At 47.1% G+C, this 22,998-nt stretch carries 20 protein-coding genes and 2 pseudogenes; 7 read left to right on the top strand and 15 right to left on the bottom strand.

Annotation, left to right across the window (positions count from 1 at the left end):
• Nucleotides 1–180: 180 nt before the first annotated feature.
• Nucleotides 181–2,043, bottom strand: coding sequence for an LTA synthase family protein (locus DXA13_RS12485; protein WP_118244857.1), 1,863 nt, complete (start codon nucleotides 2,041–2,043; stop codon nucleotides 181–183).
• Nucleotides 2,044–2,289: 246 nt separating this feature from the next.
• On the opposite strand from DXA13_RS12485, the gene DXA13_RS12480 reads away from it, so the two are divergent.
• The 3 genes from DXA13_RS12480 to DXA13_RS12470 are packed head-to-tail and all read left to right on the top strand — an operon-like array spanning nucleotide 2,290 to nucleotide 5,012.
• Entirely contained in the window at nucleotides 2,290–2,727 is a 438-nt protein-coding gene (locus tag DXA13_RS12480) for a MarR family transcriptional regulator (RefSeq protein ID WP_243009104.1), read from the top strand.
• A 52-nt stretch (nucleotides 2,728–2,779) separates the two neighbouring features.
• The gene (locus DXA13_RS12475; RefSeq protein ID WP_243009101.1) at nucleotides 2,780–4,168 is read left to right on the top strand and encodes an MATE family efflux transporter; all 1,389 of its coding nucleotides are present in this window, start codon (nucleotides 2,780–2,782) and stop codon (nucleotides 4,166–4,168) included.
• A gap of 16 nt (nucleotides 4,169–4,184) precedes the next feature.
• Nucleotides 4,185–5,012 carry an MBL fold metallo-hydrolase gene (locus DXA13_RS12470; RefSeq protein WP_118244855.1) on the top strand — a complete coding sequence of 276 codons (828 nt, stop codon included), beginning with the start codon at nucleotides 4,185–4,187 and terminating at the stop codon, nucleotides 5,010–5,012.
• 77 nt (nucleotides 5,013–5,089) lie between these two features.
• Here DXA13_RS12470 and DXA13_RS12465 read toward each other — a convergent pair.
• From DXA13_RS12465 to DXA13_RS12455, 3 genes and pseudogenes are all read right to left on the bottom strand, one after another.
• Nucleotides 5,090–6,972 (bottom strand): annotated as a pseudogene (locus tag DXA13_RS12465) (aconitate hydratase).
• Between the two features lie 77 nt (nucleotides 6,973–7,049).
• Nucleotides 7,050–7,766 (bottom strand): RraA family protein, encoded by a 717-nt coding sequence (locus DXA13_RS12460; RefSeq protein ID WP_243009100.1) that lies wholly within the window; start codon nucleotides 7,764–7,766, stop codon nucleotides 7,050–7,052.
• Between the two features lie 67 nt (nucleotides 7,767–7,833).
• Nucleotides 7,834–9,153 carry a 2-hydroxycarboxylate transporter family protein gene (locus DXA13_RS12455; protein WP_181995658.1) on the bottom strand — a complete coding sequence of 440 codons (1,320 nt, stop codon included), beginning with the start codon at nucleotides 9,151–9,153 and terminating at the stop codon, nucleotides 7,834–7,836.
• Nucleotides 9,154–9,499: 346 nt separating this feature from the next.
• Between DXA13_RS12455 and citC the strand changes: the two genes are divergently transcribed.
• Nucleotides 9,500–10,546: a [citrate (pro-3S)-lyase] ligase gene (gene citC, locus DXA13_RS12450; RefSeq protein WP_118244853.1), complete on the top strand. Its 1,047-nt coding sequence runs from the start codon at nucleotides 9,500–9,502 to the stop codon at nucleotides 10,544–10,546.
• 27 nt (nucleotides 10,547–10,573) lie between these two features.
• A complete protein-coding gene (gene citX / locus DXA13_RS12445) occupies nucleotides 10,574–11,089 on the top strand; it encodes a citrate lyase holo-[acyl-carrier protein] synthase (protein ID WP_207662168.1) in 516 nt (171 codons plus the stop codon).
• Nucleotides 11,090–11,127: 38 nt separating this feature from the next.
• On the opposite strand, the gene DXA13_RS12440 is transcribed toward citX, so the two are convergent.
• The 10 genes and pseudogenes from DXA13_RS12440 to DXA13_RS12390 all read right to left on the bottom strand — a co-directional run bounded on the left by DXA13_RS12440 (nucleotide 11,128) and on the right by DXA13_RS12390 (nucleotide 20,234).
• The gene (locus tag DXA13_RS12440) at nucleotides 11,128–11,856 is read right to left on the bottom strand and encodes a DUF554 domain-containing protein (RefSeq protein ID WP_118244852.1); all 729 of its coding nucleotides are present in this window, start codon (nucleotides 11,854–11,856) and stop codon (nucleotides 11,128–11,130) included.
• Between the two features lie 137 nt (nucleotides 11,857–11,993).
• Nucleotides 11,994–12,515, bottom strand: a complete 522-nt coding sequence (locus tag DXA13_RS12435; protein ID WP_243009103.1) for a LysR family transcriptional regulator substrate-binding protein — start codon at nucleotides 12,513–12,515, stop codon at nucleotides 11,994–11,996.
• Nucleotides 12,516–12,549: 34 nt separating this feature from the next.
• On the bottom strand, nucleotides 12,550–12,912 hold the full coding sequence (locus DXA13_RS12430) for a LysR family transcriptional regulator (RefSeq protein ID WP_181995657.1): 363 nt from the start codon (nucleotides 12,910–12,912) through the stop codon (nucleotides 12,550–12,552).
• 95 nt (nucleotides 12,913–13,007) lie between these two features.
• Nucleotides 13,008–13,871, bottom strand: a complete 864-nt coding sequence (locus tag DXA13_RS12425; protein ID WP_118244849.1) for an MBL fold metallo-hydrolase — start codon at nucleotides 13,869–13,871, stop codon at nucleotides 13,008–13,010.
• Between the two features lie 15 nt (nucleotides 13,872–13,886).
• Nucleotides 13,887–14,698, bottom strand: a pseudogene (locus DXA13_RS12415) (alpha/beta hydrolase).
• A gap of 127 nt (nucleotides 14,699–14,825) precedes the next feature.
• The gene (locus tag DXA13_RS22475) at nucleotides 14,826–15,323 is read right to left on the bottom strand and encodes a 2-hydroxycarboxylate transporter family protein (protein ID WP_347559848.1); all 498 of its coding nucleotides are present in this window, start codon (nucleotides 15,321–15,323) and stop codon (nucleotides 14,826–14,828) included.
• 14 nt (nucleotides 15,324–15,337) lie between these two features.
• Nucleotides 15,338–16,132 carry a 2-hydroxycarboxylate transporter family protein gene (locus DXA13_RS22470; protein WP_118244845.1) on the bottom strand — a complete coding sequence of 265 codons (795 nt, stop codon included), beginning with the start codon at nucleotides 16,130–16,132 and terminating at the stop codon, nucleotides 15,338–15,340.
• 142 nt (nucleotides 16,133–16,274) lie between these two features.
• Nucleotides 16,275–17,162: a LysR family transcriptional regulator gene (locus DXA13_RS12400; RefSeq protein WP_118244844.1), complete on the bottom strand. Its 888-nt coding sequence runs from the start codon at nucleotides 17,160–17,162 to the stop codon at nucleotides 16,275–16,277.
• Nucleotides 17,163–17,261: 99 nt separating this feature from the next.
• Complete coding sequence (locus tag DXA13_RS12395; protein WP_118244843.1) at nucleotides 17,262–19,148, bottom strand: TRAP transporter fused permease subunit; 1,887 nt, start codon at nucleotides 19,146–19,148, stop codon at nucleotides 17,262–17,264.
• Nucleotides 19,149–19,160: 12 nt separating this feature from the next.
• Nucleotides 19,161–20,234 (bottom strand): TAXI family TRAP transporter solute-binding subunit, encoded by a 1,074-nt coding sequence (locus tag DXA13_RS12390; protein WP_181995656.1) that lies wholly within the window; start codon nucleotides 20,232–20,234, stop codon nucleotides 19,161–19,163.
• Between the two features lie 269 nt (nucleotides 20,235–20,503).
• Between DXA13_RS12390 and DXA13_RS22465 the strand changes: the two genes are divergently transcribed.
• Nucleotides 20,504–21,028, top strand: coding sequence for a LysR family transcriptional regulator (locus tag DXA13_RS22465; RefSeq protein WP_118244841.1), 525 nt, complete (start codon nucleotides 20,504–20,506; stop codon nucleotides 21,026–21,028).
• A 38-nt stretch (nucleotides 21,029–21,066) separates the two neighbouring features.
• A complete protein-coding gene (locus DXA13_RS22460) occupies nucleotides 21,067–21,417 on the top strand; it encodes a LysR family transcriptional regulator substrate-binding protein (RefSeq protein WP_118244840.1) in 351 nt (116 codons plus the stop codon).
• A gap of 36 nt (nucleotides 21,418–21,453) precedes the next feature.
• On the opposite strand, the gene DXA13_RS12375 is transcribed toward DXA13_RS22460, so the two are convergent.
• Nucleotides 21,454–22,908, bottom strand: a complete 1,455-nt coding sequence (locus DXA13_RS12375) for an MATE family efflux transporter (RefSeq protein ID WP_118244839.1) — start codon at nucleotides 22,906–22,908, stop codon at nucleotides 21,454–21,456.
• Nucleotides 22,909–22,998 lie beyond the last annotated feature (90 nt).

Genomic DNA, 22,998 nt, shown 5'->3' with positions numbered 1-22,998 from the left:
GTCCTCTTTTGTAAACGAAAATTCAAACGGCGTTCCAGTGTAAGAACAAAATCCTTCCCGGAAAGTAAAAAATGCCCTAAGCAGCTTCACAAATCACGGAAGAAACCATGATTGAGAAGTTGCTTAGAGCATGTAATGGGGCCGCTCAAAACTCCGCCGCCTTATTGCTTTTTTTGATATTTACTGTGAGAAAAGGGTTCCGTACTGGGCGATTTTGTATTTTTCCATAATCTTTCCATAGCCGTTTGTTTCCATGTGGCTGTATGCTTTTCCGTCACTTCCGAAATAACCGGAGAAGGTGAGCGCCGGTATCTCTTTTCTAAATTCCTCGATAAAATTCCCATACCATCCCTCTTCCATTCCGGCGCATTTCAAGAGGAACTGGGAGAGAAAATTCAGGCTCATAAGTTCATCCGCTCCCTGTTCCGGCAGCTCGTAATTCGCCCAGATCACATATGGGACGCGGAATTTCCCCATATACTGCTCCATGGTCATATCCTTCTGTTCCACTCCATAAGCCATATCGAAAAATCCCTGTTCCAGAGAAGGCTGATGATCTCCGAACATCACAATCAGAACAGGCTCTTCCTGTTTTTCAAAATAAGCAGCCAGCTTTGCAAACGCTTCATCCGTCTTATCTTCCAGCGTCAGATACTGTTCTGCCATCGGATACGCGCCAGGCATGTCGGTCAGATAAACCTCTGTCGGATAATCGGCCGTATAGCTTCCATGATTCTGGATCGTCACATTGAACAGGAACATTTTTTCTCCCTGTTTTCGATGCTCATATTCGTATATGATCTGGTCAAAGGAAGACTGGTCGCTGATATATCCGTGTTCCTCTGTCTTTTTCACGTCCATATCCTCTGCACACTTAAAGGTATCGAATCCCAGAAGCGGATACGCCTTGTCCCTCTGCCAGGACGTCCGCTCTCCGGGATGGATCGCCGTAGTGCTGTACCCCTTTTCTTTCAGAAAAGAGGCCAGGGAAGGCGATGGTCTCAATATGTACTGCTGATATGGAATACTTCCTGACGGAAGAAATGCCATCGTATTGCCTGTCAGAAATTCGAATTCGCTGGCGCTCGTTCCCGATCCGAATACAGACGTATATGCAGTTCCATGAATTCCCTTTAGGGAATTAATCTTATCCATAGGACTGCGGTTCAGAGAGAGGTTTCCAAACTCTTCGAAGTCTGCCCATGATTCATTCATGATTGCTATGATATGGGGCCGGAAGTCCGCATTTTTATCAATCGCCTTCTGGGTATGATCTGTAATCAGGTCATCCGAAGAAGCCGGAACGCTTCCGTACTCCCCCGTCAACTGCCGTATTCCGTTTTCTCCAAGAGGGGACATGAGCGTTTCATATGCCTCCGCAGAATATCCCTCCGGCTTTTCTACTTCCATGAATCTCGTATTACATAAAAATTCTGCCAGAACGCCCATTTTCCGGTACGCTTCCGCCTGATTCCACACGTCTGTGGAAATTCCCATCTTCTCCAAAATGCCCGGATTCATTACCGGCTCCAGACAAAGGATACCGGCGGCCAGAAGAATCAGACGATACCGTTTTTTCTTTATGGAAAGCTTCCTGTCCTTCGACCATCGATACAGCAGAACAGCCGCAGCGGCCGTCAAAAAAATTCCGGCAGCCATCTGCCATGTCAGAAAGAGGCGGTAGCTTCCGGATACGGCCGCAGCCGTTCGGAAAGCCGTCATATCCCAGGGCAGAATCGGAGTTCCGCGAAATACCTTTACATAATAATTTGCAGCACCTAAAAGGCCGGCCAGCACGTGAATCAGAACACTGGTCCACGCGATGCCTCCCGTCAAAGCTCCAAAAATATAATAGACAGCCGCAATACAGGCCGCATTACCAGCTACTACAGGGAGGGAATACATCCATGGGTAGCCTCCGTATATAAACTGCATAAGATAAAAGGCCGTTACAGGCGTCAAAATCAGCATCAGAAGTTTCGCCGCCCTCAAAGCAGAGACTTCCCTCCTGCATATGCATGACCATTCTTTTAAATATTTCATAATCCTCGTCTCCTGACTTCCATTCTCGAACGGCTTCCTATTCTACCGGAAAACAGAAAAAATGTCAAAGCCGTTGAAGATTTTCCGAAAAAAATCATCTCTAAAAAAGGATTGACCTGTATCTCTCGCAGCATTATAATACTATATGGTATTATTCTATATAGTAATATTATGACGTCACAGGCAAAATCGCCTTTTGGCCACGGCATCTCATGTAAAATTAATGGAAAGGGGGCGACTAAATTGATGAAAAATCTTCCGATCGGCATACGGATTGCCCAGATTAAGTTTCTTCAGAGCAGGATTTTCCAGCAGCTTCTGAAAAAATATACGGATACGGATTTAAACAGTGCCCAGACAAATATTATATTTGTACTCTGGCAGGAGGATGATATTACCATAAGCGAGCTGAGCCAGAAAACCAATCTGGCAAAGACGACTTTAACAAGCATGCTGGACCGCCTGGAATCTTCCGGACTCCTTACGCGCCTGCCAAATCCGGCTAACCGCCGCGAAACCAGAATATGCCTTACGGAAAGGGCCGGTTCTCTGAAAGCCGGCTGTCTGAAGGCTTTTAATGAAATGTCTAAAATAAATTTCAACGGTTTCACTGACACAGAGAGGGAATCTCTCCTGTCCGGCCTGGATAAGCTGTACGCCAATCTGTCCGGCTATAACCTCTAAAAATTATGTAAGACCATTATTATGGACGAATTTAGAAAGGAATCAAATCATTATGGAACATCGCAATGAATCACCTAATTCTGACAAGCGCATGGGAACGGAACCAATTCCGAAACTCATGTTCCGGTTGGCGGTTCCAGCCGTTGTCGCCCAGCTCATCAACGTCCTCTACAACATTGTAGACCGCATTTATATCGGCCATATATCGGAAATCGGCAGCGTCGCCCTGACAGGCGTCGGTCTCACATTCCCGATTATCATGCTGATCTCGGCTTTCAGCGCCTTTGTAGGGGCCGGCGGAGCTCCTCTGGCCTCTATTCAGCTGGGAAAGGGCGATAAGGCCCAGGCGGAAAAGATACTCGGCAACGGCGTAACCGTCCTCCTGTTTTTCTCCGTCGTCCTCACCGCTTTTTTCTTTATTTTCAAGCGGCCTCTGCTGTACATGTTCGGAGCCAGCGACAGCACCATCGTATACGCTGATAATTATCTGAGCATTTATCTGATCGGTACCGTTTTCGTACAGCTGGCGCTCGGCCTCAACATGTTTATCTCTTCTCAGGGCAGAGCCAAGACGGCCATGACTTCCGTACTGATCGGAGCCGTGACAAATATCATCCTGGACCCCATTTTTATCTTCGTGTTCAATCTGGATGTCCGCGGAGCTGCTCTGGCAACCATTATTTCTCAGGCCATCAGCGCCATTTGGGTTCTCCGCTTCCTGATATCTGAAAAATCCGTTATCATCATCAGGAAAAAGTGTCTGAGGCCCGATTTTTCACTGATCGCCGCAATTGCCGCACTCGGCGTGTCACCGTTCATCATGCAGTTTACGGAGAGCGCCATCAGCATCGTTTTAAACAGGGGCCTATCCCAGTACGGCGGCGACCTCTATGTAGGTTCCATGACAATCCTACAGAGCGTCATGCAGCTTGTATTCGTTCCGATCCAGGGCTTTACACAGGGAGTACAGCCGATTATCAGCTATAATTTCGGTGCTAAAAATTTCGACCGCGTCAGGAAAACTTACCGCATCGCCATCGGATTTTCCTTCACTGTTACGCTGATCGACTGCCTGCTGACCACTCAGTTCCCGACCGTATTTGCCAGACTCTTTACGGATAAGCCGGAACTGATCGCTCTCGTTGGGCAGGTTATGCCTATTTTCATGGCCGGCGTATGGATATTCGGCGTTCAGATGGGCTGTCAGACCACATTTATCGGCCTGGGCCAGGCAAAGCTTTCCCTGTTTGCCGCCCTGCTGCGCAAGGTCATTTTACTGATTCCGCTCGCCATCATACTGCCTATGATTACTCAAAATGTAATGTCAATCTACTACGCAGAACCGATCTCCGACATTGTTTCAGCAACCACCTCCGGCCTCATCTTTTTCTTCTGCCGAAAGCGAATGCTGTCGGAAGAGGCCCTGTCCAGAATCCGCTAGATAAAGGGGGAGAACCATGATAAAAATCACAACGTTAATCGACAACATGGCGACGGAACATCAGTCGCTCATTCATATGCACAGCCTGTCCTACTTTATAGAGGCGGACGGCGTGCCCATTCTCTTTGACTTCGGATCCGGCCCGGAATTTCTGTCCAATGCAAAAAAGCTGGGCGTTTCCCCACTCTCCGCTTCCTATGCCGTATGCAGCCACAGCCATTACGACCACGCCGCCGGCTATGCAGAACTGCTGGACCGGGGCATTTCCTGTCCCCTGATCACCGGAGAACACTTTTTTGAAGAAAAATATACCAATCACCGGACGGAAAAATATACCTTCCTGGGCTGCGGTTTCACAGAAGCAGACCTTTCCACCCACGGTATCCCCCATTTCGTGTGCAGGGATATCCTGGAATTCTCTCCCGGCTGCTATGCCGTCGGAAATTTCCCCCGCACATATGCATTTGAAACAGTTCCGGCCCGCTTTGTCAAACGGACCGAGTCCGGGATGATCCCTGATCCGTTCGACGATGAAATCTCCCTGGTTCTGGATCACCCGGACGGACTGATCGTAATTCTGGGCTGCAGCCATCCCGGCGTACTGAATATCCTTTCTGCCGTTTCCAAACGGTTCGGCAAAAAGATTCAGGCTGTGATCGGCGGAACTCATCTCATGAAAGCAGACGACGACCGGATCGAATTGACGATTGCGGAACTTAAGAAAATGGATATCCGTCTTCTGGCACTGAACCACTGTTCCGGAGACAGAGTCCGGGAATATCTGGAAAAAGACAGTGAAATCAACGGCTTCCATATGGGCTGCGGAGACTGCCTTTTCTTCTAAAAAAAGGTTATTCAAATTGCAGAAAAGAGGATGAATGGCACTGTCAATTGTCCTGCCATTCGTCCTCTTCTCTTTTGTTAATTGATCTGTTTCTTAATATACCTCAGCTGTCCGCCGGCCAGCAGAACATCTGCCTCATCATCTGAAATATCCAGTATTGTTTTAAAAGAAACTCCCTTTGTCCTGTCTTCCACCATAATCTCTTTTCTTCGGATTCCTTCCAGACATTCGGAAAGCACCAGTTCATCTCCCAGATCGATCCTGTCATAATCCTCTTTATCTGCGAAAATCAGTGGGAGTACGCCGTGATTGATCAGGTTGTTCTTATGGATTCTCGCCATGGATTTCGCCATGACGCTTTTACGCCCAGATACATGGGGGCAATAGCCGCATGTTCCCGGCTGGAGCCCTGTCCGTAGTTCTCTCCGCCGACGATAATACTGTTACCCGCGTCTTTGGCCCTCTGAACAAAGTCCTTGTCATATCGGGAAAACACGATTTCCGCCACCATCGGAATATTGGACCGCATGGCTGAGAACGTCGCGCTGGCAGGAATAATATCATCTGTGGAAATGTTGTCTCCTGCCTTCAGGGAAACAGGAACACTGATCGTCTCCGTAATCATTTCAGGAATAGGCAGAGGCTTGATATTCGGCCCACGGATAATTTCCACGTCCGATGTATCCCCATCCACAGGCGGAATCAGCATTTTGTCATCCACCAGATAAGAATCCGGTTCTGTAATAGAAGCCAGTTTTTCGATATCACACACTTCTGACGGTTCTGTAATATATCCTGTAATCGCCGTAGCTGCCGCTACTTCCGGGCTTACGAGGTAAAGCTGTGCGTCCGGCGTACCGCCTCGGCCTGGAAAATTCCGGTTAGACGTGCGCACGGAAACTCCATTAGTAGGTGCTGCCTGCCCGATTCCCGTACACGGCCCGCAGGCACATTCCAACAGCCTGGCTCCTGCACAGAGAAGTTTGGAGATGGTTCCGTCCTCCATCAGCATCTGCAGGATCTGTTTCGTTCCCACAGCTACAGTCAGGGACACATGGTCACTGACCACATGGCCGTCCAGCACTTCTGCCGCTTTTTTGATGTCACTGTGGGACCCGTTCGTACAGCTGCCGATAAATACCTGATCCACCTTTACCTGTTTCATATCCTTTACTTTTGCCACTTTATCCGGCATGGACGGACATGCAACCAGCGGTTCCAGATCACTCAGATTGATTTCCATATATTCATCATACGTACAGTCTTCATCCGGAAGCAGGGGAGAGTAGTCCGCTTCTCTTCCCTGAGCTTTCAGGAATTTTCTCACTTCATCGTCTGCCGGAAATACGGAAGTTGTTGCGCCCAGTTCTGCGCCCATGTTGGCGATCGTTCCTCTCTGGGCCACAGTCAGGCTTTTCACGCCTTCTCCCACATATTCATATGCTTTGCCGACTCCGCCCTTTACCGTAAGCCTGCGGAGCATTTCCAGAATGACATCCTTTGCCGAGCACTGTGGATTTAACGCTCCCGTTAATTCCACCTTCACTACTTCAGGCATCTTTAATCTCATTGGAAGTCCGGCCATCGCCGTAGCCACGTCCATGCCGCCGGCACCAATCGCCAGCATTCCAAGAGCGCCTCCTGTCGTCGTATGGCTGTCTGTTCCCATCAGGCTCTTGCCCGGTTTTCCGAACCGGAAATAGTGGATCATATGGCAGATTCCGTTGCCGGGCCGTGAAAGATAGAGGCCGTATTTTTTCGCGATGCTCTGAAGGAAAATATGGTCATCCGGCGTTTTGCTGTCTACCTGCAGCAGGTTGTGGTCCAGGTAGCTGACAGAGCACTCTGTTCTCACCTTCGGGAGCTCCAGCGCCTCAAAAGCCAGATAAGCCATAACAGCCGTAATATCATGCGTCAGCGTGTGGTCAATTTTTATGTAAATCTCATCGCCTGGATTCATCGTACCGGATACCAGATGGCTGGCAATGAGTTTCTGGATCATATTCTGTCCCATTTTTTCAAATCCTCCTGTTAAACTTAAATTGCACCAAAGCCAGATTTATTTGTCCGTAAACTCTTTATATCCCAGCTTTTCCAGCTGTGCCGCATAGTTATCCGGCAGCACTTTCTTCTTTTCTTTGATTTCCGCCGTGACTTTTTCCAGATTATCAATCTTCTTCTGGCATTTGCCATAATTTCCTCAGCAAATTCCGGTGGAATTACACAGACGCCGTTTACGTCGCCCACAATGATATCTCCAGGATTAACAGTCACTCCGCCGCAGGAAATCGTTACGTTGATTTCACCGTTGGTGTTCTTGCTGCTGGAACCACATGTAACCGCTTTTGCGTACATGGGGAATCCGATCTCCTCACACTCTTCCAGATCGCGGAACGCTCCATCCATGACTACGCCCTCAATCCCCTTTACCGCGCAGGAAAGGCTGCGATGGTCGCCCCAGAGCGCATTATTGCCGCTGCCTCTGCCGTCAATCACAATGACATCCCCCGGCTGGGCCATATCCACGGCCTTCGTCACCATCAGGCTGTCGCCCATGGACAGTTTTACCGTAACTGCCGGCCCGCAGATTTTCTTCTTTGTCACCATCGGTTTGATGTGATAATCCATTGCGTTATACACAATAGAGCCGTCACAAAGCTCCGGTGCGGAAAACTTTCTTAATTTCTCAATGAGCTCCTTTGACGGACGTTCAATCTCCTGATACATTCTGTATCCAATTTTTGCTTCTGCCATTTTCACTACCTCCATAAGATGAAATTTATTTTATATTTTTATATTTTTCTGTGTCTTTTATCCTGTGCTAAACCATAAAGCTGAATGCGATACTGGCAATCAGAAGTACAATCGCACCTCCGATTCGGGAAGAGATCGCCGCATAGCTCATGAGTTCCAGACGATGACCTGCTCCAAGAACCTGCAGGTCTCCGGAACCGCCTCTGTTTGCCATGCAGAGGCCCGCCGTCATCGCAGATTCCACAAAATTGAATCCTACCATCATACCTACCAGACCGGAACCGATAATCGCTCCGATTACTACCATTGCGCATATAAAAAGCGTCTTGACATTCAGGACTGCAATCAGTTCACCCAGATCGGTAAACGCAATACCAATCCCTGCCATGCACATGCCCATCAATGGTTTTGTAAAAAATGCCGACAGCTTTTTCGCGCCTTCCTTCACATTGTCCGGAACGATATTTGATACATTCAGCAGCGCTGCAAATACGACCATATAGGCATACATATGTAACGTCACGGGGCCGATATTAGGAAGAATTTTACCGGAAAATGCACGGCACAGGGCATAGATTCCCCCCGTAAGGAGCAGCCCTCCGGCCATATCATACGCCGTGGCCTTCACCTTCTCTTTTTTATCTCCCACCAGCACCGTCTTGTCCATATTTCTCAGAAGCTCGCCGTTGCCAGTCAGTTTCGGCCACTTATTTCCCATGGAATTCAAAGCTACTGCTCCTAAGATCGCAAAGTTATTGGCGATGTTCAGAATTGCAAATGCCTGTGAATAAAATGCGTCCTTGCTCTGCCCTGTAGTGGCTTCCCACATTTCACTTAAGGGTACTGCTCCCGCGCCGTTTCCACCGCCCATGACAGGGAGAACATACAGGGAAATGATATGAATCACGTCCACACCGCAGATCAGGCCTCCTATAACTCCAAATAACGCCGCCGCTGCAATTCCTCCCAGGATGGCCGGAACGTATCCTGCAAATGCCTTGATCAGCTGTTTTCTGTTTACCGCCAGCACAGCCGATACGATCAGCAGGGAAATAAATACCGTCTGAAATCCGTATTCATCATAGAAAAACGTAATTCCTTCTGCATATTTTTCCGGCAGAATATGATAGTAGTTCAGCGCAGCCGCTCCTAAAAACGCAAGCATGGAACCGCCGCCGATATATGCATTCCAGATCGGTATTTTTTCACCGATCTCATAGAGCACCAGACCAATCGACATGAGAACCGTTATTGTTGCCAGCATATCATCGCTTGGAATTACCTGTAATCCAATCGCCGCATAAATTACAAGCAGTATAATTCCTACCTGCCACATAGGCAGACCATAGAATTGACGTGACAGCAGACCATCTTTCTTTTCTTCCATAATACCCATTACCCTCCTTAAATCTTATATACTGACTTTCAGCCCTTTTCTGCGCGCACACGGATCTTTCAGCTGTCTCCAGTATAAAAGCATTTTTATCATCAGTAAAATACGTATAATTACATAAATGCCATATAAAAATCTATATACTTTGAAGAAAAACGCCCGAACTCATGTGAAAAAACTCCAAATTCTTTTCACTCGATTAGTCACTTCTTCCAAAACCATACGAAACAGCCTATGGGCAGTATAAAAAAATCATATCTTATTTACTTTTTCTTTTTGGACTATATAATAAAGCTTATACAGCCTGACCATTTTCAAAAGCTTAAGGAGGAAAATTCAAATGGCGATCTATCACATTTCCCCTATATACCCTTCTGATGAAAGAAGCCATCGGATGATCGATCAGCTTCTGGCCGATGAGGGAATCCGGCGGGATGAAAATCTCGACTATACATGCGGCGTTTTTGACGATAATATGAATATCATTGCTACGGGAAGCTGTTTTAGCAACACCCTTCGCTGTCTGGCGGTCAGCAGCGCTCATCAGGGAGAAGGGCTGATGAATCAGGTTGTCACCCATCTGATCGAGGAACAGTTTTCCAGAGGAAACAGCCATCTCTTTCTCTGCACAAAATGCAGCTCTGCCAAATTCTTCAGGGATTTAGGCTTTTATGAAATTGTAGAAATTGAAAACCAGATTGTATTTATGGAAAATAAAAAGACCGGATTTTCTGATTATTTATCAGACTTGGAAAAAACGAAGAAAGGTGGAAAGAGGGTTGCTGCTCTCGTAATGAATGCCAATCCTTTTACGACAGGCCACCAGTATCTGGCAGAGACGGCAAGCAGGGAAAATGATATTGTCCATCTGTTTATGGTGAGCGAAGAGGCGAGCCTGATACCTTTCCATGTCAGAAAAGAACTGATTCTGAAAGGGACCTCCCACCTGCACAATATCATTTATCATGACAGCGGTCCTTACATGATCAGCAATGCAACATTTCCCAGTTACTTCCAAAGAGACGAACATGCCGTAATCGAAAGCCATGCCATGCTCGATCTGACCATATTCTGCCGGATTGCAGAGGCGCTGGGCATCACACGCCGATACGTGGGGGAAGAGCCTGCCAGCGTTGTCACCGGGATATACAATGATATCATGAAACAGAAACTGCCTGAAAACGGAATTGAATGCATCATTGTACCGCGAAAAGAATTAAACGGAGCTGTTATCAGCGCGTCAACGGTCAGAAAGGCGATCCAGGACCATAATTTCGCATATTTGAAAGAGCTCGTTCCCTTATCCACCTACGAATATTTTATCAGCAGCGAAGCCGCTCCTGTTATTGACAGAATAAAAACGTGCGCCGATGTGCTCCACTACTGAAAATTCAAGTGAAAAGAGGATAAATACATGATGTCCGGAAGCCATGTAACGATGGAAGATATGATGAAAAGACGTGAAAAGCGGGCAGCAGAGCAGCAAATGCTCATTGAAAAATATCATGCAGCCGTCATTTCATTCTGTATGAATATTCCTGGTCCCGTAAAAACCACACCCGAAATTCTCCGGTTATTCCAGGACGGCAAAAAAGAGATCCTGCTTGTGCTCCGTATGAACTGCTGCCCTGTGTTAGAAGAATTGGAAGTTCATGAAATTACTGGCGATGAGTATATGCTGAGTGTAGATCAGAAAGCGGCCGTCTTAAAGGAAACAATGGTTGCGATTGAAGAATCCCACCCCCTTGGCCGCCTGTTTGATATCGATATCATAGATAGAGATGGGAAAAAATTATCCAGGCCTGCTTACCGCAAATGTCTTATCTGCGGTAAGCAGGCCCAGGACTGTGCCCGCTCCAGAACTCATACTGTGGAAGAAATGCAGGCCAGAATTTATGAGATGCTGTCCGAGTATTACGGCAAAACATGAATAACCGCTGTTCTTCTCCACGAATTGCCAGCAATACCCTAATTTAAGATCGGAAATATATATGAGGCCCATAGCCAGCTGACCGGCATGATGATAATCATTGCCGGTATCATATCTGCCGTTGGGAACATTTTAAGACGTATTATTCTAAAACCAGTTGCAACCAAGAGAATTCCTCCTGTCGCCTTGAAATCATCAATGATATCCGGAGTCGTCAACGGGTAGATCAAACTGCCGCCGAAAAATAACAGCAAGCATATTAGAAATTGAGGCACTGCAATAAATGTCACTACGCCGCCTAAGGTACATGCAAAAATCAGCGCAGTAAAAAAATCCAAAATAGATTTTGCAATCAGTATACTGTGATCCCCATACATTCCCGACACGATTGATCCGTATATTCCCGTTCCGCTGGCGCAAAATAGTACTATAATCGTTAGCAGGGTCTGATTAAATTCTTCTTCACATACGTTTTTTCTCTGCGGAATTATTTTAGAAAGCAATTTCTGCATCCCTTGGCCGATCGTTGTAATCGCATGTTCAAAATGAATAGTCAGGCCAATTGCGCTTCCTATTACAACCGAAAAAATTACGGCAGGCATGTTTTTCATCAGTACAATGCTTCCAATCCCCATAGCCATGGAACAAACACCAAAAATCATGTTCAACTTTTCTTTGAAATCCGAATTTAATTTATGACCTGCAGCAGCACCGATACCGCCTCCCATTACAATAGATAAGCAATTAATTATAACACCCGTCGGCATGATATCCTCCTCCTGATTTGAAAAAGAGGGGGAACGTACAAAGCTCTGTCACAGATACCAGATGCAGTGACTTGGCCACCGCCTGGAACGGAATCTGGTATCTGTGGCAGAGCCGATTTGGCCATTTCCCCTCTCCTTCAAATTACGCCCTTATTGTTAAAAACCCTTTGCGCGATCTTTATGAATTCCTTCTGAGCCAGATTCTGATATGCTTCTTTTCTGTATACAGCCAGCACCTTCCATGTAATCGGAACCTTATCCAGGGAATATGTGTTGAATCTGCGCGCACCCTGAAACAGCCGTACCGTCATCTCCGGCACCATAGCCACTGCAAAACCCGCCTCTGCCATACGCAGTGCCGTCAGATTGCTGCTGGTCTCGAAAGCGATGACGGGGTTGACCGCGTAACGCCTGAAAATCTCCTCACATTTTTCCCTGCTTCCATGCCCTTTCTTCAGAACTGCAAACGGCAGATCCTTTACCCGTTTCCAGTCAATGACGCTGGAGTAACCGTCCAGACACCTGTCTTTGCCGATCATTCCGTCCCCTGCTACGAGCAGGAACTCCTCTTCATAAATTTCCTCATACCCAAGTTCCGGTCCCAGCGCCCGTTCCGGTATGAATATCACATCCAGGCGTCCATGTCTCAGCTCGTCCAGAAGCTGCTGCGTATTTTGTTCAGCCGTCTGTACCTCAATCCCCGGAAACGCCTTTTTTAAATTCCTTCATCAGACCGGGAAGCATATAACTTCCCCGTTCCTTTGGTATTCCCAGGTTAATCAGCCCCTTCTGGTATCCCGCTATATCCTGAAGTTCTTTCTTCACGTTATCGTTGATATCCAGAATTTTTCTGGCCGCTTCTATATACTTTCTGCCTGCGTATGTAAGCGTCAGCGGATTGGTGCTCCTGTCAAAGATCTTAACCCCCAGCTCCTCTTCGGCCTTGGAGATGAACTGGCTCAAAGATGGCTGAGAAACAAACAGCGCCTTTGCCGCTTTCGTTATATTCTGGCATTCTGCAACCTTTACAATATAAAACAGCTGTTTAAAATCCATATTCCCCTCCATCGAAAAAATATATGATTTTATTTTATTCTCTGGGGAGTGCAATGTCAACCGTTCCTCTCCTGTTCAAAATTACAGACGTTTCGTTATTCGCATACCGTCATCTGAATGGAGTACCAGCGGTTTTGCTCAGGAGTCAGAATCCTTCCCGGAATCCCCGCCTCCTCTGCCATCTGATTGGCATCGGCAAAGGCTTTTTCTGAAAATCCCGGCAAACGTTTCAGCCATGTTTCATGGTGCATGGGAACGATGATCTGGCAGTCTGCTGTTTTCATGAACTGGAACCAGTCGTCTGCCACATGTTCCATATGCCGGCTGCTGTTCACTTTATTTCTGAAAATGATGTTCGGACGCAGCGTTTCAAACCGTTTTGCCATCCCGTCATCATTTCCTCCCACAAATGCAATCCTCAGTCCGCCCGGAAGCTGCAGAAGAAAATTCATATTGAAAATTCCACCTATTGTATGAAGAATATTCGTCTCTTCCGTTCTGTCAAATGGATTCCCTTCCTTCATACTCTCTTCCCATGTCCATGGCTGCCCGTGGTGTTCCCCATGAAATGTCATCAGCGTAAATTCAGGAAAATAATAGGTATCCCCGAAGTCCACCGGATATACAGAGGTTAAAGGAACCTCCATATACCTTGCAATTCCGGCTGCTGTCGATGAATGGCAGATGATCTTAGATCCGAACCGTTTTGCAGCTTCTTTTAAATTGCCGATATGGTCACCATGGGTATGATTTAAAATGATATAATCTGCACCTTCCAGATCGTCCGTACAAAATCCCGTAAGCTGATAATCAGCGATCTCTTCCCCGCGCTCTCCTGCATCCACCCAATAGTAGGGATCGGTCAGGAGATGTCGGCCTCCCGGCAGCCTGAATTCAATGCACTGGGCATTCAGCCACCGGAACGAAATGCCATGAGATGAAAGAACTTGTTTTTCCATAATACTGCTCCTTTTTTATAATCTGTTCTGAAATATTTTTGAAAGAAACGGGAATATCAGTTGTTCCGCCTCCTGATATCCTTCCGCTCTGCGTACGACGAAACCATGAGAAGCCTCCAGGACCCGTTTCACTGTCAACGTTGTTCCTGAGCGGATCATCCTGGCCGCCAGCCTTTCCGCTTCCTCTCCCAGCACATCATGGCCTGCCATAATCATAAGCACCGGCGGCAGCGCCTGAAGCTGCTCTTCACTGGCGAAGCAGGGGCTCACCGTCGGTCCCTGCGTTTATCCGCATCGACATACCAGTCATTGTACTTCCTGCAGTCCTCAATGGGAGGCTTTACATCCGGCCCGTTTGCTCCCCGTTTTTCTGCCGGGTCCTGTTCCAGATCTACAGCAGGATAATCTACCAAAAGCCCGGCCGGCACAAATCCGCCCTTCTCCTGTGCCATAAAAGCTGCGGCCAGAGTCAGGTTCCCTCCTGCACTGTGACCTCCGATTACAAGCTTTGTCTTGTCAAGTTGAAGCTCCTCTGCATGTTGCCACAGGTAAGAAGCCGTATCATAAACCTCATTCAGTGCATAAGGATACCTGTATTCCGGAGCCGTATGATAGTCAATGTCAAACACGGCGCAGCATGCATTTTGGCAGATATTTCTGCAGAACACAACGTCCTGCTGCCTGTGGCCTTTTACAAATCCACCTCCGTGAAGATTGATAAATACAGGATATGCGCTTTTTAACTCCTTTGGATAATATACATAGAGATGAATATCCCTTCCTCCAACAGAAAGGTTCCACTCATATTCCTTTCCTGTTTCAAACATTGCAAGCGCTTCCTCCGATACTGTAAGCCCTACGCTGCCGCCCTTATTCTGGCCAGTGCCTCATCCATAATATCTCCTCCTTCTCAATCGCATTGCCGACTGTTTTACCGACTGCTGTAATGATGAATTAATATAAAATACCGAATACCACGCTGGCAATTACCAGAACAATGGAGCCTCCGATCCTGGACGAAATTGCTGCATAACTCATCAACTCCATACGGTTTGCAGCGCCCAGTACGACGATATCGCCGCCTCCGCCTCTGTTTGCCATACACAGGCCGGCAGTTACGGCAGAGTCCACCGGGAAGAATCCGAATATCCAGCCTACCACTGCCGTCGCCAGAATCGCTCCCACAACTACTGCCACGCTGATCGCAAGCGTATCCAGGTTGATTACGCTGATAAAATCCGCAAAGTCCGTCATGGAAATTCCGATTGCCGCCATGGTAAGCCCCTGCCAGTATTTATTAACTACACCCACAATTGCTTTACAGGCAGACCGGATATCCTCCGGAATCAGATTGAATATGTTGCAGAACACGAGGATCAGAATGAACCATGCATATTGATGAATGCTGGCACCCATTACTTTCGGCATAATCTGTTTCAGCACGCAGGCCAGTGCATAAACGCCTCCTACCCAGGCAAAACAGCATCCGCATTCCCGGGCCGTCGGAGCAGGAGCTTCATTTTTTTATCCGTTACCGCTTCCTTTCCCTTATTGCGCATGAGGTTCGTACCATCGCCGGTCAATTTGGGAAACTGCCTTCCGGCTCCATTTAAAAATGCTGCCGCGAATACGCATAAGATATTGGCAAATGTAAGGATTGCTATGGCTTTCGCATAATATGTATCCTTATCCAGTCCTGTCACTTCATTGAAAATCTGGCTCATTGGAATCGCGCCGGCCCCGTTTCCTCCCCCCATAATCGGAAGAATATAGTAGCAGACCAGTTCCGACGGCTTATGTCCCAGCAGCATGCCGACCACGAGTCCCAGAGCAGCGGCTCCCGCGACGCCTGCCAGAATTGTTGGTATGTATCTCACAATACTTTTAATCAGAGAATCCCTCTCAATTACTAAGAGTGAACCTGCCATTAAAAAACAGATAAACAGTGTCTGAAATCCGAAAGTATCATAAAAATTAGAAACGGATTCCACATATTTTTCAGGTATCCAGTTCATATAGACCATCCACGATGTAAACATCATGGCCATCATACTTCCTCCGCCCACCCATTTGTTAAATATGGGGATTCTGTCGCCGATCTCAAACAAAATACTGCCTATGGCAATTAAAAGTACAATCGTTGAAAGAAGATCTCCTCCCAAATTTCCGGTATACATGGCAACGAGAACAATCGCCAGAATAATTGCATACGGTACAGCCGGTATTCCCATAATTCTGAAATCTTTCATTTTTTCCTTCATCAGGTATCCCCCTCATTTTTTCTAATCATTCACTTGTTCAAAAAAAGTGCCGGCCCTTTTTGTTAAAATGATTGTAAACTATGAAGAACACAGCTGTAAAATCATATAAAATCATGAATGCCATTCCGTTTGGGAATGGCATTCATGTAATGATCCTTTTCTTTTTTCGTTCATAATACTCATTCATAAAATGGATAAAACCATTTGCACACGTTCGTTCCAGAGCCTCTTTCGGATAAACCATCCAGAGATTTCTCGTGACAAGCGTACCGTCCCTGTTTACCATAGGCAGCTTATAAAGCGGTATCCTGTCCAGATCATCCCCAGGCCAGAAACAGAGACAGTACCCCAATCCCTTTTCCGCAAGCTGCCACACGTGGTCTATAAATTCAGCCCGGATCCCCACCCGGTAAGGTTCCTTAAAATATTCTTCCCACCACCGTCTGACAAGCTTTTTTGTACTGGCATTCATATCATAATCAACCCTGGGAAGCTGCGGCAGTTCGTTCATGGTACACGGCGTTTTCGACATGATATAGCCCTGCTCCTGCATAATCAGGATCCGTTCTACATTTCCGCCGTAGTCTCCCTTCAGGAGCGCCACGTCAATTTTCCCTTCACATACCATGTGGATCAGCTTGTCACTGTGATCGTTTACGACTTCTACCTGCACCTTATTATGACATTTCATATATTCTGCCAGAATCTCTGAAAAGCAGTATTTGCTGTAGGAATAGACAACCCCGATCCTAAGCTTTCCATACTCCTCATTTTTAATCTGTTCCAGGCCTTTTTTCGTCTCTTCAAAAAACAGGAGATACCGCTCTGCCTGGGCGGCCAGATATGTCCCTTCCGGTGTAAATTCCACCCCTTTTATGCTCCTGTTTACAATTTTCACATGATATTCTTCTTCGATCACCTGCAGCCTCTTTGTAATCGCAGGCTGGGTTATAAAAAGCGAATTTGCTGCTTTTGTTATATTTTTATACAGATAAAGGGCATTTAAAATCTGCCAGTCTGTATCTTTCATACTTCCTCCTCCACCGAAAGAAGAAAAGACCGGCAGTTTTTCCACCGCCGGCCTATCTTTATCAGAACGTTTTTATCCTCATTTATATCGATTTATGGTCTAAGCATTCACAGCTTCTTTCACTTTTTTCCCAGCCATAAAGTTCCACACGTATACAACTGCGAACAGGACAAGCCCTAAGATGCTGACCGTCAGGTTCGGAATTACCAGCAGGATTCCTGCCACTACGGCCAGAATGCGGAACGGAAGGCTGATCTTTGCCCTTATATATCCTGCTACGCCGGCTCCGATTGCCCACACGCCAAGGAATGCAGTGATAACGGCAATCGCTACAGCGCCTATGCTTCCCATCAGCAGAAGAGAAGTGTCATAGATAAAGGTATACGGCACTACGAAAGCAGGCAGGGCGATCATACAGGACAGGATTCCCGTCTTAAACCAGTTTGACTTCGCCAGCCCCGAGGCCAGGTATACGGCAGCGCATACGGGAGGCGTAATCGTTGAAAATCCTGCAAAGTAGAATATGAACAGGTGGGCTACCAGGATCGGTACGCCAAGGGTGGTCAGCACCGGCGCCAGGATAGCGGCGGAAAGAACGTAAGCTGCCGTAGCAGGAAGCCCCATACCGAGTACGATACAGACAAGCATGGTAAGCACCAGGCAGAGGAACAAGTTATCCTGTCCGATCTGTACGATTACGGAAGACAGCTTTACTCCGAATCCGGTAAGGGAGATCAGGCAGATGGTAATCTGTGATCCGGCCATCAGAGTTGCCATATTGACAATGCTTTTGCCTGCCGATACGGATACGTCCGTAAACAGGTTTATACATATTTTAGGAGTATCCGACTTTTTCTCCGCCTTAAATACCTTAAAGAGCAGAGCTACGATGAATCCTGCAACGGTGGCATAGAACGCGGCCATCGTAGCGGTATATCCCCGGAGCAGATAATACAGGAAAAATGCGATCGGAGTAAAAATAACAAGATATTCTGCCTTATCGATCGATTCCGTTACTGCTTCTCCCCGGATATTGTCCTTTTTGGAGATATAGTGAACCGCTATGTATGCGCCCACATAATACAGCAGCGCCGGAATCAGGGCCGCCTTGGCAATTTCCAGATAGGAAACGCCCAAGAGCTGCGCCATAATAAATGCTCCCGCCCCCATCATCGGAGGCATAATCGTTCCGCCTGTGGAACCAACAGCTGAAATTGCCGCCGCCCACTCATTGTTATATCCTGATTTCTTCATTAAGGGAATGGTAAACGTGCCTGTACCGACTACATTCGCCATAGCGCTTCCTGATATCATGCCAAAGAGTCCGCTGGCAATCAGAGCCACTTTTCCCTGGCCGCCGATGGTCTTACCCGTCAATTTCTGTCCCAGCTTGACGAAGGTTCCAGCGCCTCCCGTCTCGCTGAGCATGGCTCCGAAGATTCCGAACATAGCCAGCATTCCTGCGGAAATACTGATCATGGTTCCCCAGATTCCATTTGTACTGTGATATAAGGTCTGGAAAATCAGGTCTACCGAATACGGTTTATGTCCCCATACGCCTGGAAAATAAGGGCCGTAAAGCGCATAAGCGAAAAACACGAGCGCCAGTGCCGGGAAAATCAGTCCTACAGACCGTCTGCTGGCTTCAAGCACCAGTATAACCAGAATGACCGCCAGCGCCTTGTCGATCGGCCCCAGCCACTGCAACGGATTCCAGATCAGCGTGTTATAATTGGCAACGAGGAAAATTACGGTTACTGCTGAAATAACAGCCAGTATGATATCATATACAGGGACTTTGTCTGAACCCTTCTGCTTCTTGGAAAACGGTATCAGGATAAAGCTGAGAGTCAGTACGAATCCCAGATGGATGCTTCTCTTAATCAGATCAGGCAGCATTCCGAATACCGTATAAATCTGGAATACGACGAGTGCAATACAGAGCACCATGACGATTTTATCCCATGGACTTTTCAGTTTTCTCATCTCTTCACCTTCCTACTGTACGTCTTTGTACTCTTCCGGGATCAGTGTCTCTGGTATTTCTACGCCTTTCTCTTTCAAATACTGAACCGTTCCTGCATGAAGCGGGATCGGGGACTGGAGCGTAAGCTCTGTCATATCCTTCTCAGCACCCTGAGGATATGCGACGCTCCACACGTCACGGCCGTCTTCAAATATAGCCTTCACAAACTGGTATCCAAGATCCTGGGAAAGATTGCTCGTACTCTGGGAGCCCTGGAGAATCTGTACCGTATGTACGTCATAATCGACCCCGTCATAGGTTCCTGCCGGAATCGTGGCCGGTACAACATAAGGGATTGCTTCGCAGATTTTATCGATTTCTTCATCTGTAAAGCTGATCAGGTCGATGTCCAGGCTTGCTCCGATTTCCATAACAAAACTGTCTCCTGCAATTCCCGCTTTGGAACCGCCTACGATCTGTCTGTCAATGACGGCGTCCTTAATGTCTCCCTGGCCTGCTTCAAAGAGGTCCGCATCCACATCCAGCACTTCCAGGATCCTCTTTACAATCGTCGCGCATGATGTACCTGTACCGCCAGGTCCGAAACGCTTTCCTGACAGGTCCGAAATGCCTTTAATTTCCGCGTCTTTTGCCACTACGATCTGAATCGGAGATTCATCAAAGTACCAGAGCAGCCTGGACTGTGTATGAGGCTGGCCTTCCCAGCTTCCCTCTCCATAGTAGTTCTCATAGTCAGTCGCACTGGTGGAAATTCCCATCTCCAGTTCTCCTGATACAACCCGGTTTGTGGAATCCACAGCGCCCTGTGTTTCTGATATATCTACCTGGTATTCCGGATATACTTTCATAATCGTCTGGCCTACTGCGGTCCAGTATGTATAGAACTGGGAACTGGACGGAGATGAGCCGAATGTCATATATGTCGTCTCTCCCGAACCCCCTGCCTTCGTTTCTCCTTCCGTTTTTGCCTCTCCTTCTGCTGCCGCGCTGTTTCCGTTACCCCCTTGCGGAGCGGAACATCCCGTAATTGTCATGGCTGCTGCCAAAGCTGCTGCAAATAATGTTGTACCTCTTCCTTTTTTCATGATAGCCCTCCAAATATGATTGTGTTTTTTATGTATCCAGCAAACAGGAACATTTCTTCTCCTCTTAACATAATCATTTTGCAACTGTCCTGGGCGGCGCATCTTTCTGCATTCTATCCGCATGGAACAGTTACTGCATTTTTCACAAATGTAATTGTGTTTTTCGTACTTTTAGTGTAACATATAACTATTCATTAGTCTATTTCGATTTCTCGATAGTTTCTATAAGCTAAAGCTAATATAATACGATATGATAAGGAGGGATACGTATGAATTTCCGACAGCTGGAATACATCCAGATGATTCAGAGGGAAGGCAGCATATCCGGAGCAGCCAAGAAGCTTTTCATCTCTCAGTCGGCCCTGAGCCAGCAGCTAATCAAGCTGGAAGAAGAGATCGGAGCACCTATTTTTGAACGCGGCATCACGCCTTTACGGCCTACATATCTCGGAGAGCAGTATCTGACATACGTCCAGAAAATTTTATTTGAATATGAAGAAGCCAGCCGCCTGCTGCAGGACTTGGAGAACTCCAAAAAAGGCCGTCTTGTTGTAGGCATTCCTCCTAACAGAAGCGTTCAGCTGCTTCCTGGACTTCTTCCCAAATTCATCTCACAATATCCTGACATCGAGCTGGTGTTCCGTGAATATAAGTCATACGAGCTGGATGAGATGATCCTGCAGGGCGACATTGATTTTTCTATCATGGTGTCACCCTCTACATCGCCCATGATTTCTTTTACCCCTCTTTTAAGGGAAGAAATTTTCCTGGCCGTTCCGAAAAACAGCCTCTGAACAAACGGTTCGGCGGCGGGAACGGCCACATTGACCTCATGTACTGCAAAGATGAGAATTTTATTTTAATGAAAAAAGGCCATCGTCTTCACGCCCTCGCAAAGCATCTCTTTGAGGAATACAATTTTGAACCTCATGTCCTCATGGAGACGGGAAACGTAGACCTGGCCCGTAAAATTGTGGCAGGCGGTACCGGCGTCTGTTTCACGTCCCAGCTGGCCGCCGTTCTGAATCCACTGCAGCAGCCTCCCGTCTACTATTCCCTTGGAAAAGACGGCATTTTCTGGGACCTTGGAATCTGCTGCCATAAGGATAAATATATCTCCTGGGCCATGTCACTCTTCTTCGATTGCGTTAAGGCAGAAATTCAGGAAAGCTTTCATTACTGATAATAACAAAGGAGACAGCCGCCCTGCATGTAATTATTATGAAATGACTCCTTTCTGCGATGGACGGATCACTGCACGTTCCGGTACAGGTTCTCGGCCTTCGCTGAATTCCATTGTTTTGAAATAACGTACTGTTAAATACACTGCGACAATCATACCAATGATATCCGCAGCAGGCGCGGCAAACAGGATCGCATTGATACCGCTGCCGGCATGTTTCTCCTCAAAAATTGCAGGGATCAGGATAACAAGCGGCACAAAGCAGACAATATCGCGGGTCAGTGACGCAATGACTGCCATAACTGGCTTCCCCACAGCCTGAAAGAAGATAGAGGACATTTTAATCACACAGGTAAAGATGACGAGTGACAGGAAAATGCGGAACGTGCGCGTTGCGTATTCCAGATAAAGTACATCATTTCCAGAGCCGAAAATATTGATAACAACCTGCGGACAGATTTCAAAAATCAAAGTAGACACAGCACCAACTGCGAGTGTTGCAATTAAAATCGTACGGTACGTTTCTTTGACGCGATCATACTTTTTCGCGCCGTAATTGTAGCCTAAAATCGGCTGCCCGCCAAGGACTATGCCAACAACGATGTTAATTACGATGGTAAATACCTTTGTTTCGATGCTGATAACTGAGATTGGAATATCCTGCCCATAGATGGACAAAATGCCGTATTTGGCGAGCATAATATTGCAAGTCAGGGAAATGATGACAATGGACATCTGCGTAATAAAGGAAGAAGCGCCCAGCTTCAAGGCATTACTGAAAATTTTAAAATGCGGCACAAAGCTCTTCTTCGTCAGGCGAAAGCTCTTGGTTCTAAAAAAGTACCAGACACTTACGAGGAACGACACCGTCTGTCCGATCACCGTTGCCCATGCCGCGCCGGCGATTCCCCAATCCAGACCAAAGATAAATACCGGGTCAAGGATGATATTCAAAATTGCGCCAAGCGACATGGACGCCATAGAAACCGCCGGGCTTCCATCTGCACGAACAACAGCGTTCATCATGTTCATCAGCATAAAAGCCGGAAAGAAGCAGAGTACGATGGTAAAGTATTCTACTGCCATTCCAATTGTCTGGTTCGACGCACCGAACAATCGGAGCAGCGGCTCTCTCCATACCGCGCAGAGGGCCAGCATGATCATACTGAGGATCAGCGTGATCGCAATGCCGGTTCCAATACAGCGATGTGCATTTTGCGTATCCTTTTTCCCCTGACAAATGCTGAGATAGGCGGCGCAGCCATCTCCAATGCACCACGCAAAGGCTTGTGCGACAATCAGGATAGGAAATACAATTCCCGTAGCCGCGTTACCGAGATACCCCAACGCGCTGTTTCCGACAAAAATCTGGTCAACGATGTTATAAAGTGCGCTGATAAGCAGTGAAAGGATACAGGGAATCGAAAACTTAACCAGCAGTTTCGATATTTTTTCTTCACCCAGCATTTGATTTTGATTTGTTTGTTTCATGATTCTCCTCCTAATACAGAATGTACGATTTGGAGTCTTTATCAGAGAAAAGCTGCCTAAAAACTGCGAAGGACAAAAAAATAGTGCGTA

Source organism: Clostridium sp. AM58-1XD, assembly GCF_003464085.1.
In the GTDB taxonomy this organism is placed as follows: Bacteria; Bacillota; Clostridia; order Lachnospirales; family Lachnospiraceae; genus Lachnoclostridium_A.
Note: the sequence above shows the minus strand (reverse complement) of the source record. Positions and strands in the feature narration are given on the sequence as shown.

Bases quoted from the DNA above. Each gene is read 5' to 3' on its own strand.
- DXA13_RS12485 (WP_118244857.1), bottom strand. From the start codon at position 2,043: ATGAAATATTTAAAAGAATGGTCATGCATATGCAGGAGGGAAGTCTCT.
- DXA13_RS12480 (WP_243009104.1), top strand. From the start codon at position 2,290: ATGAAAAATCTTCCGATCGGCATACGGATTGCCCAGATTAAGTTTCTT.
- DXA13_RS12475 (WP_243009101.1), top strand. From the start codon at position 2,780: ATGGAACATCGCAATGAATCACCTAATTCTGACAAGCGCATGGGAACG.
- DXA13_RS12470 (WP_118244855.1), top strand. From the start codon at position 4,185: ATGATAAAAATCACAACGTTAATCGACAACATGGCGACGGAACATCAG.
- DXA13_RS12460 (WP_243009100.1), bottom strand. From the start codon at position 7,766: ATGGCAGAAGCAAAAATTGGATACAGAATGTATCAGGAGATTGAACGT.
- DXA13_RS12455 (WP_181995658.1), bottom strand. From the start codon at position 9,153: ATGGAAGAAAAGAAAGATGGTCTGCTGTCACGTCAATTCTATGGTCTG.
- citC (WP_118244853.1), top strand. From the start codon at position 9,500: ATGGCGATCTATCACATTTCCCCTATATACCCTTCTGATGAAAGAAGC.
- citX (WP_207662168.1), top strand. From the start codon at position 10,574: ATGATGTCCGGAAGCCATGTAACGATGGAAGATATGATGAAAAGACGT.
- DXA13_RS12440 (WP_118244852.1), bottom strand. From the start codon at position 11,856: ATGCCGACGGGTGTTATAATTAATTGCTTATCTATTGTAATGGGAGGC.
- DXA13_RS12430 (WP_181995657.1), bottom strand. From the start codon at position 12,912: ATGGATTTTAAACAGCTGTTTTATATTGTAAAGGTTGCAGAATGCCAG.
- DXA13_RS12425 (WP_118244849.1), bottom strand. From the start codon at position 13,871: ATGGAAAAACAAGTTCTTTCATCTCATGGCATTTCGTTCCGGTGGCTG.
- DXA13_RS22470 (WP_118244845.1), bottom strand. From the start codon at position 16,132: ATGAAGGAAAAAATGAAAGATTTCAGAATTATGGGAATACCGGCTGTA.
- DXA13_RS12400 (WP_118244844.1), bottom strand. From the start codon at position 17,162: ATGAAAGATACAGACTGGCAGATTTTAAATGCCCTTTATCTGTATAAA.
- DXA13_RS12395 (WP_118244843.1), bottom strand. From the start codon at position 19,148: ATGAGAAAACTGAAAAGTCCATGGGATAAAATCGTCATGGTGCTCTGT.
- DXA13_RS12390 (WP_181995656.1), bottom strand. From the start codon at position 20,234: ATGAAAAAAGGAAGAGGTACAACATTATTTGCAGCAGCTTTGGCAGCA.
- DXA13_RS22465 (WP_118244841.1), top strand. From the start codon at position 20,504: ATGAATTTCCGACAGCTGGAATACATCCAGATGATTCAGAGGGAAGGC.
- DXA13_RS22460 (WP_118244840.1), top strand. From the start codon at position 21,067: ATGTACTGCAAAGATGAGAATTTTATTTTAATGAAAAAAGGCCATCGT.
- DXA13_RS12375 (WP_118244839.1), bottom strand. From the start codon at position 22,908: ATGAAACAAACAAATCAAAATCAAATGCTGGGTGAAGAAAAAATATCG.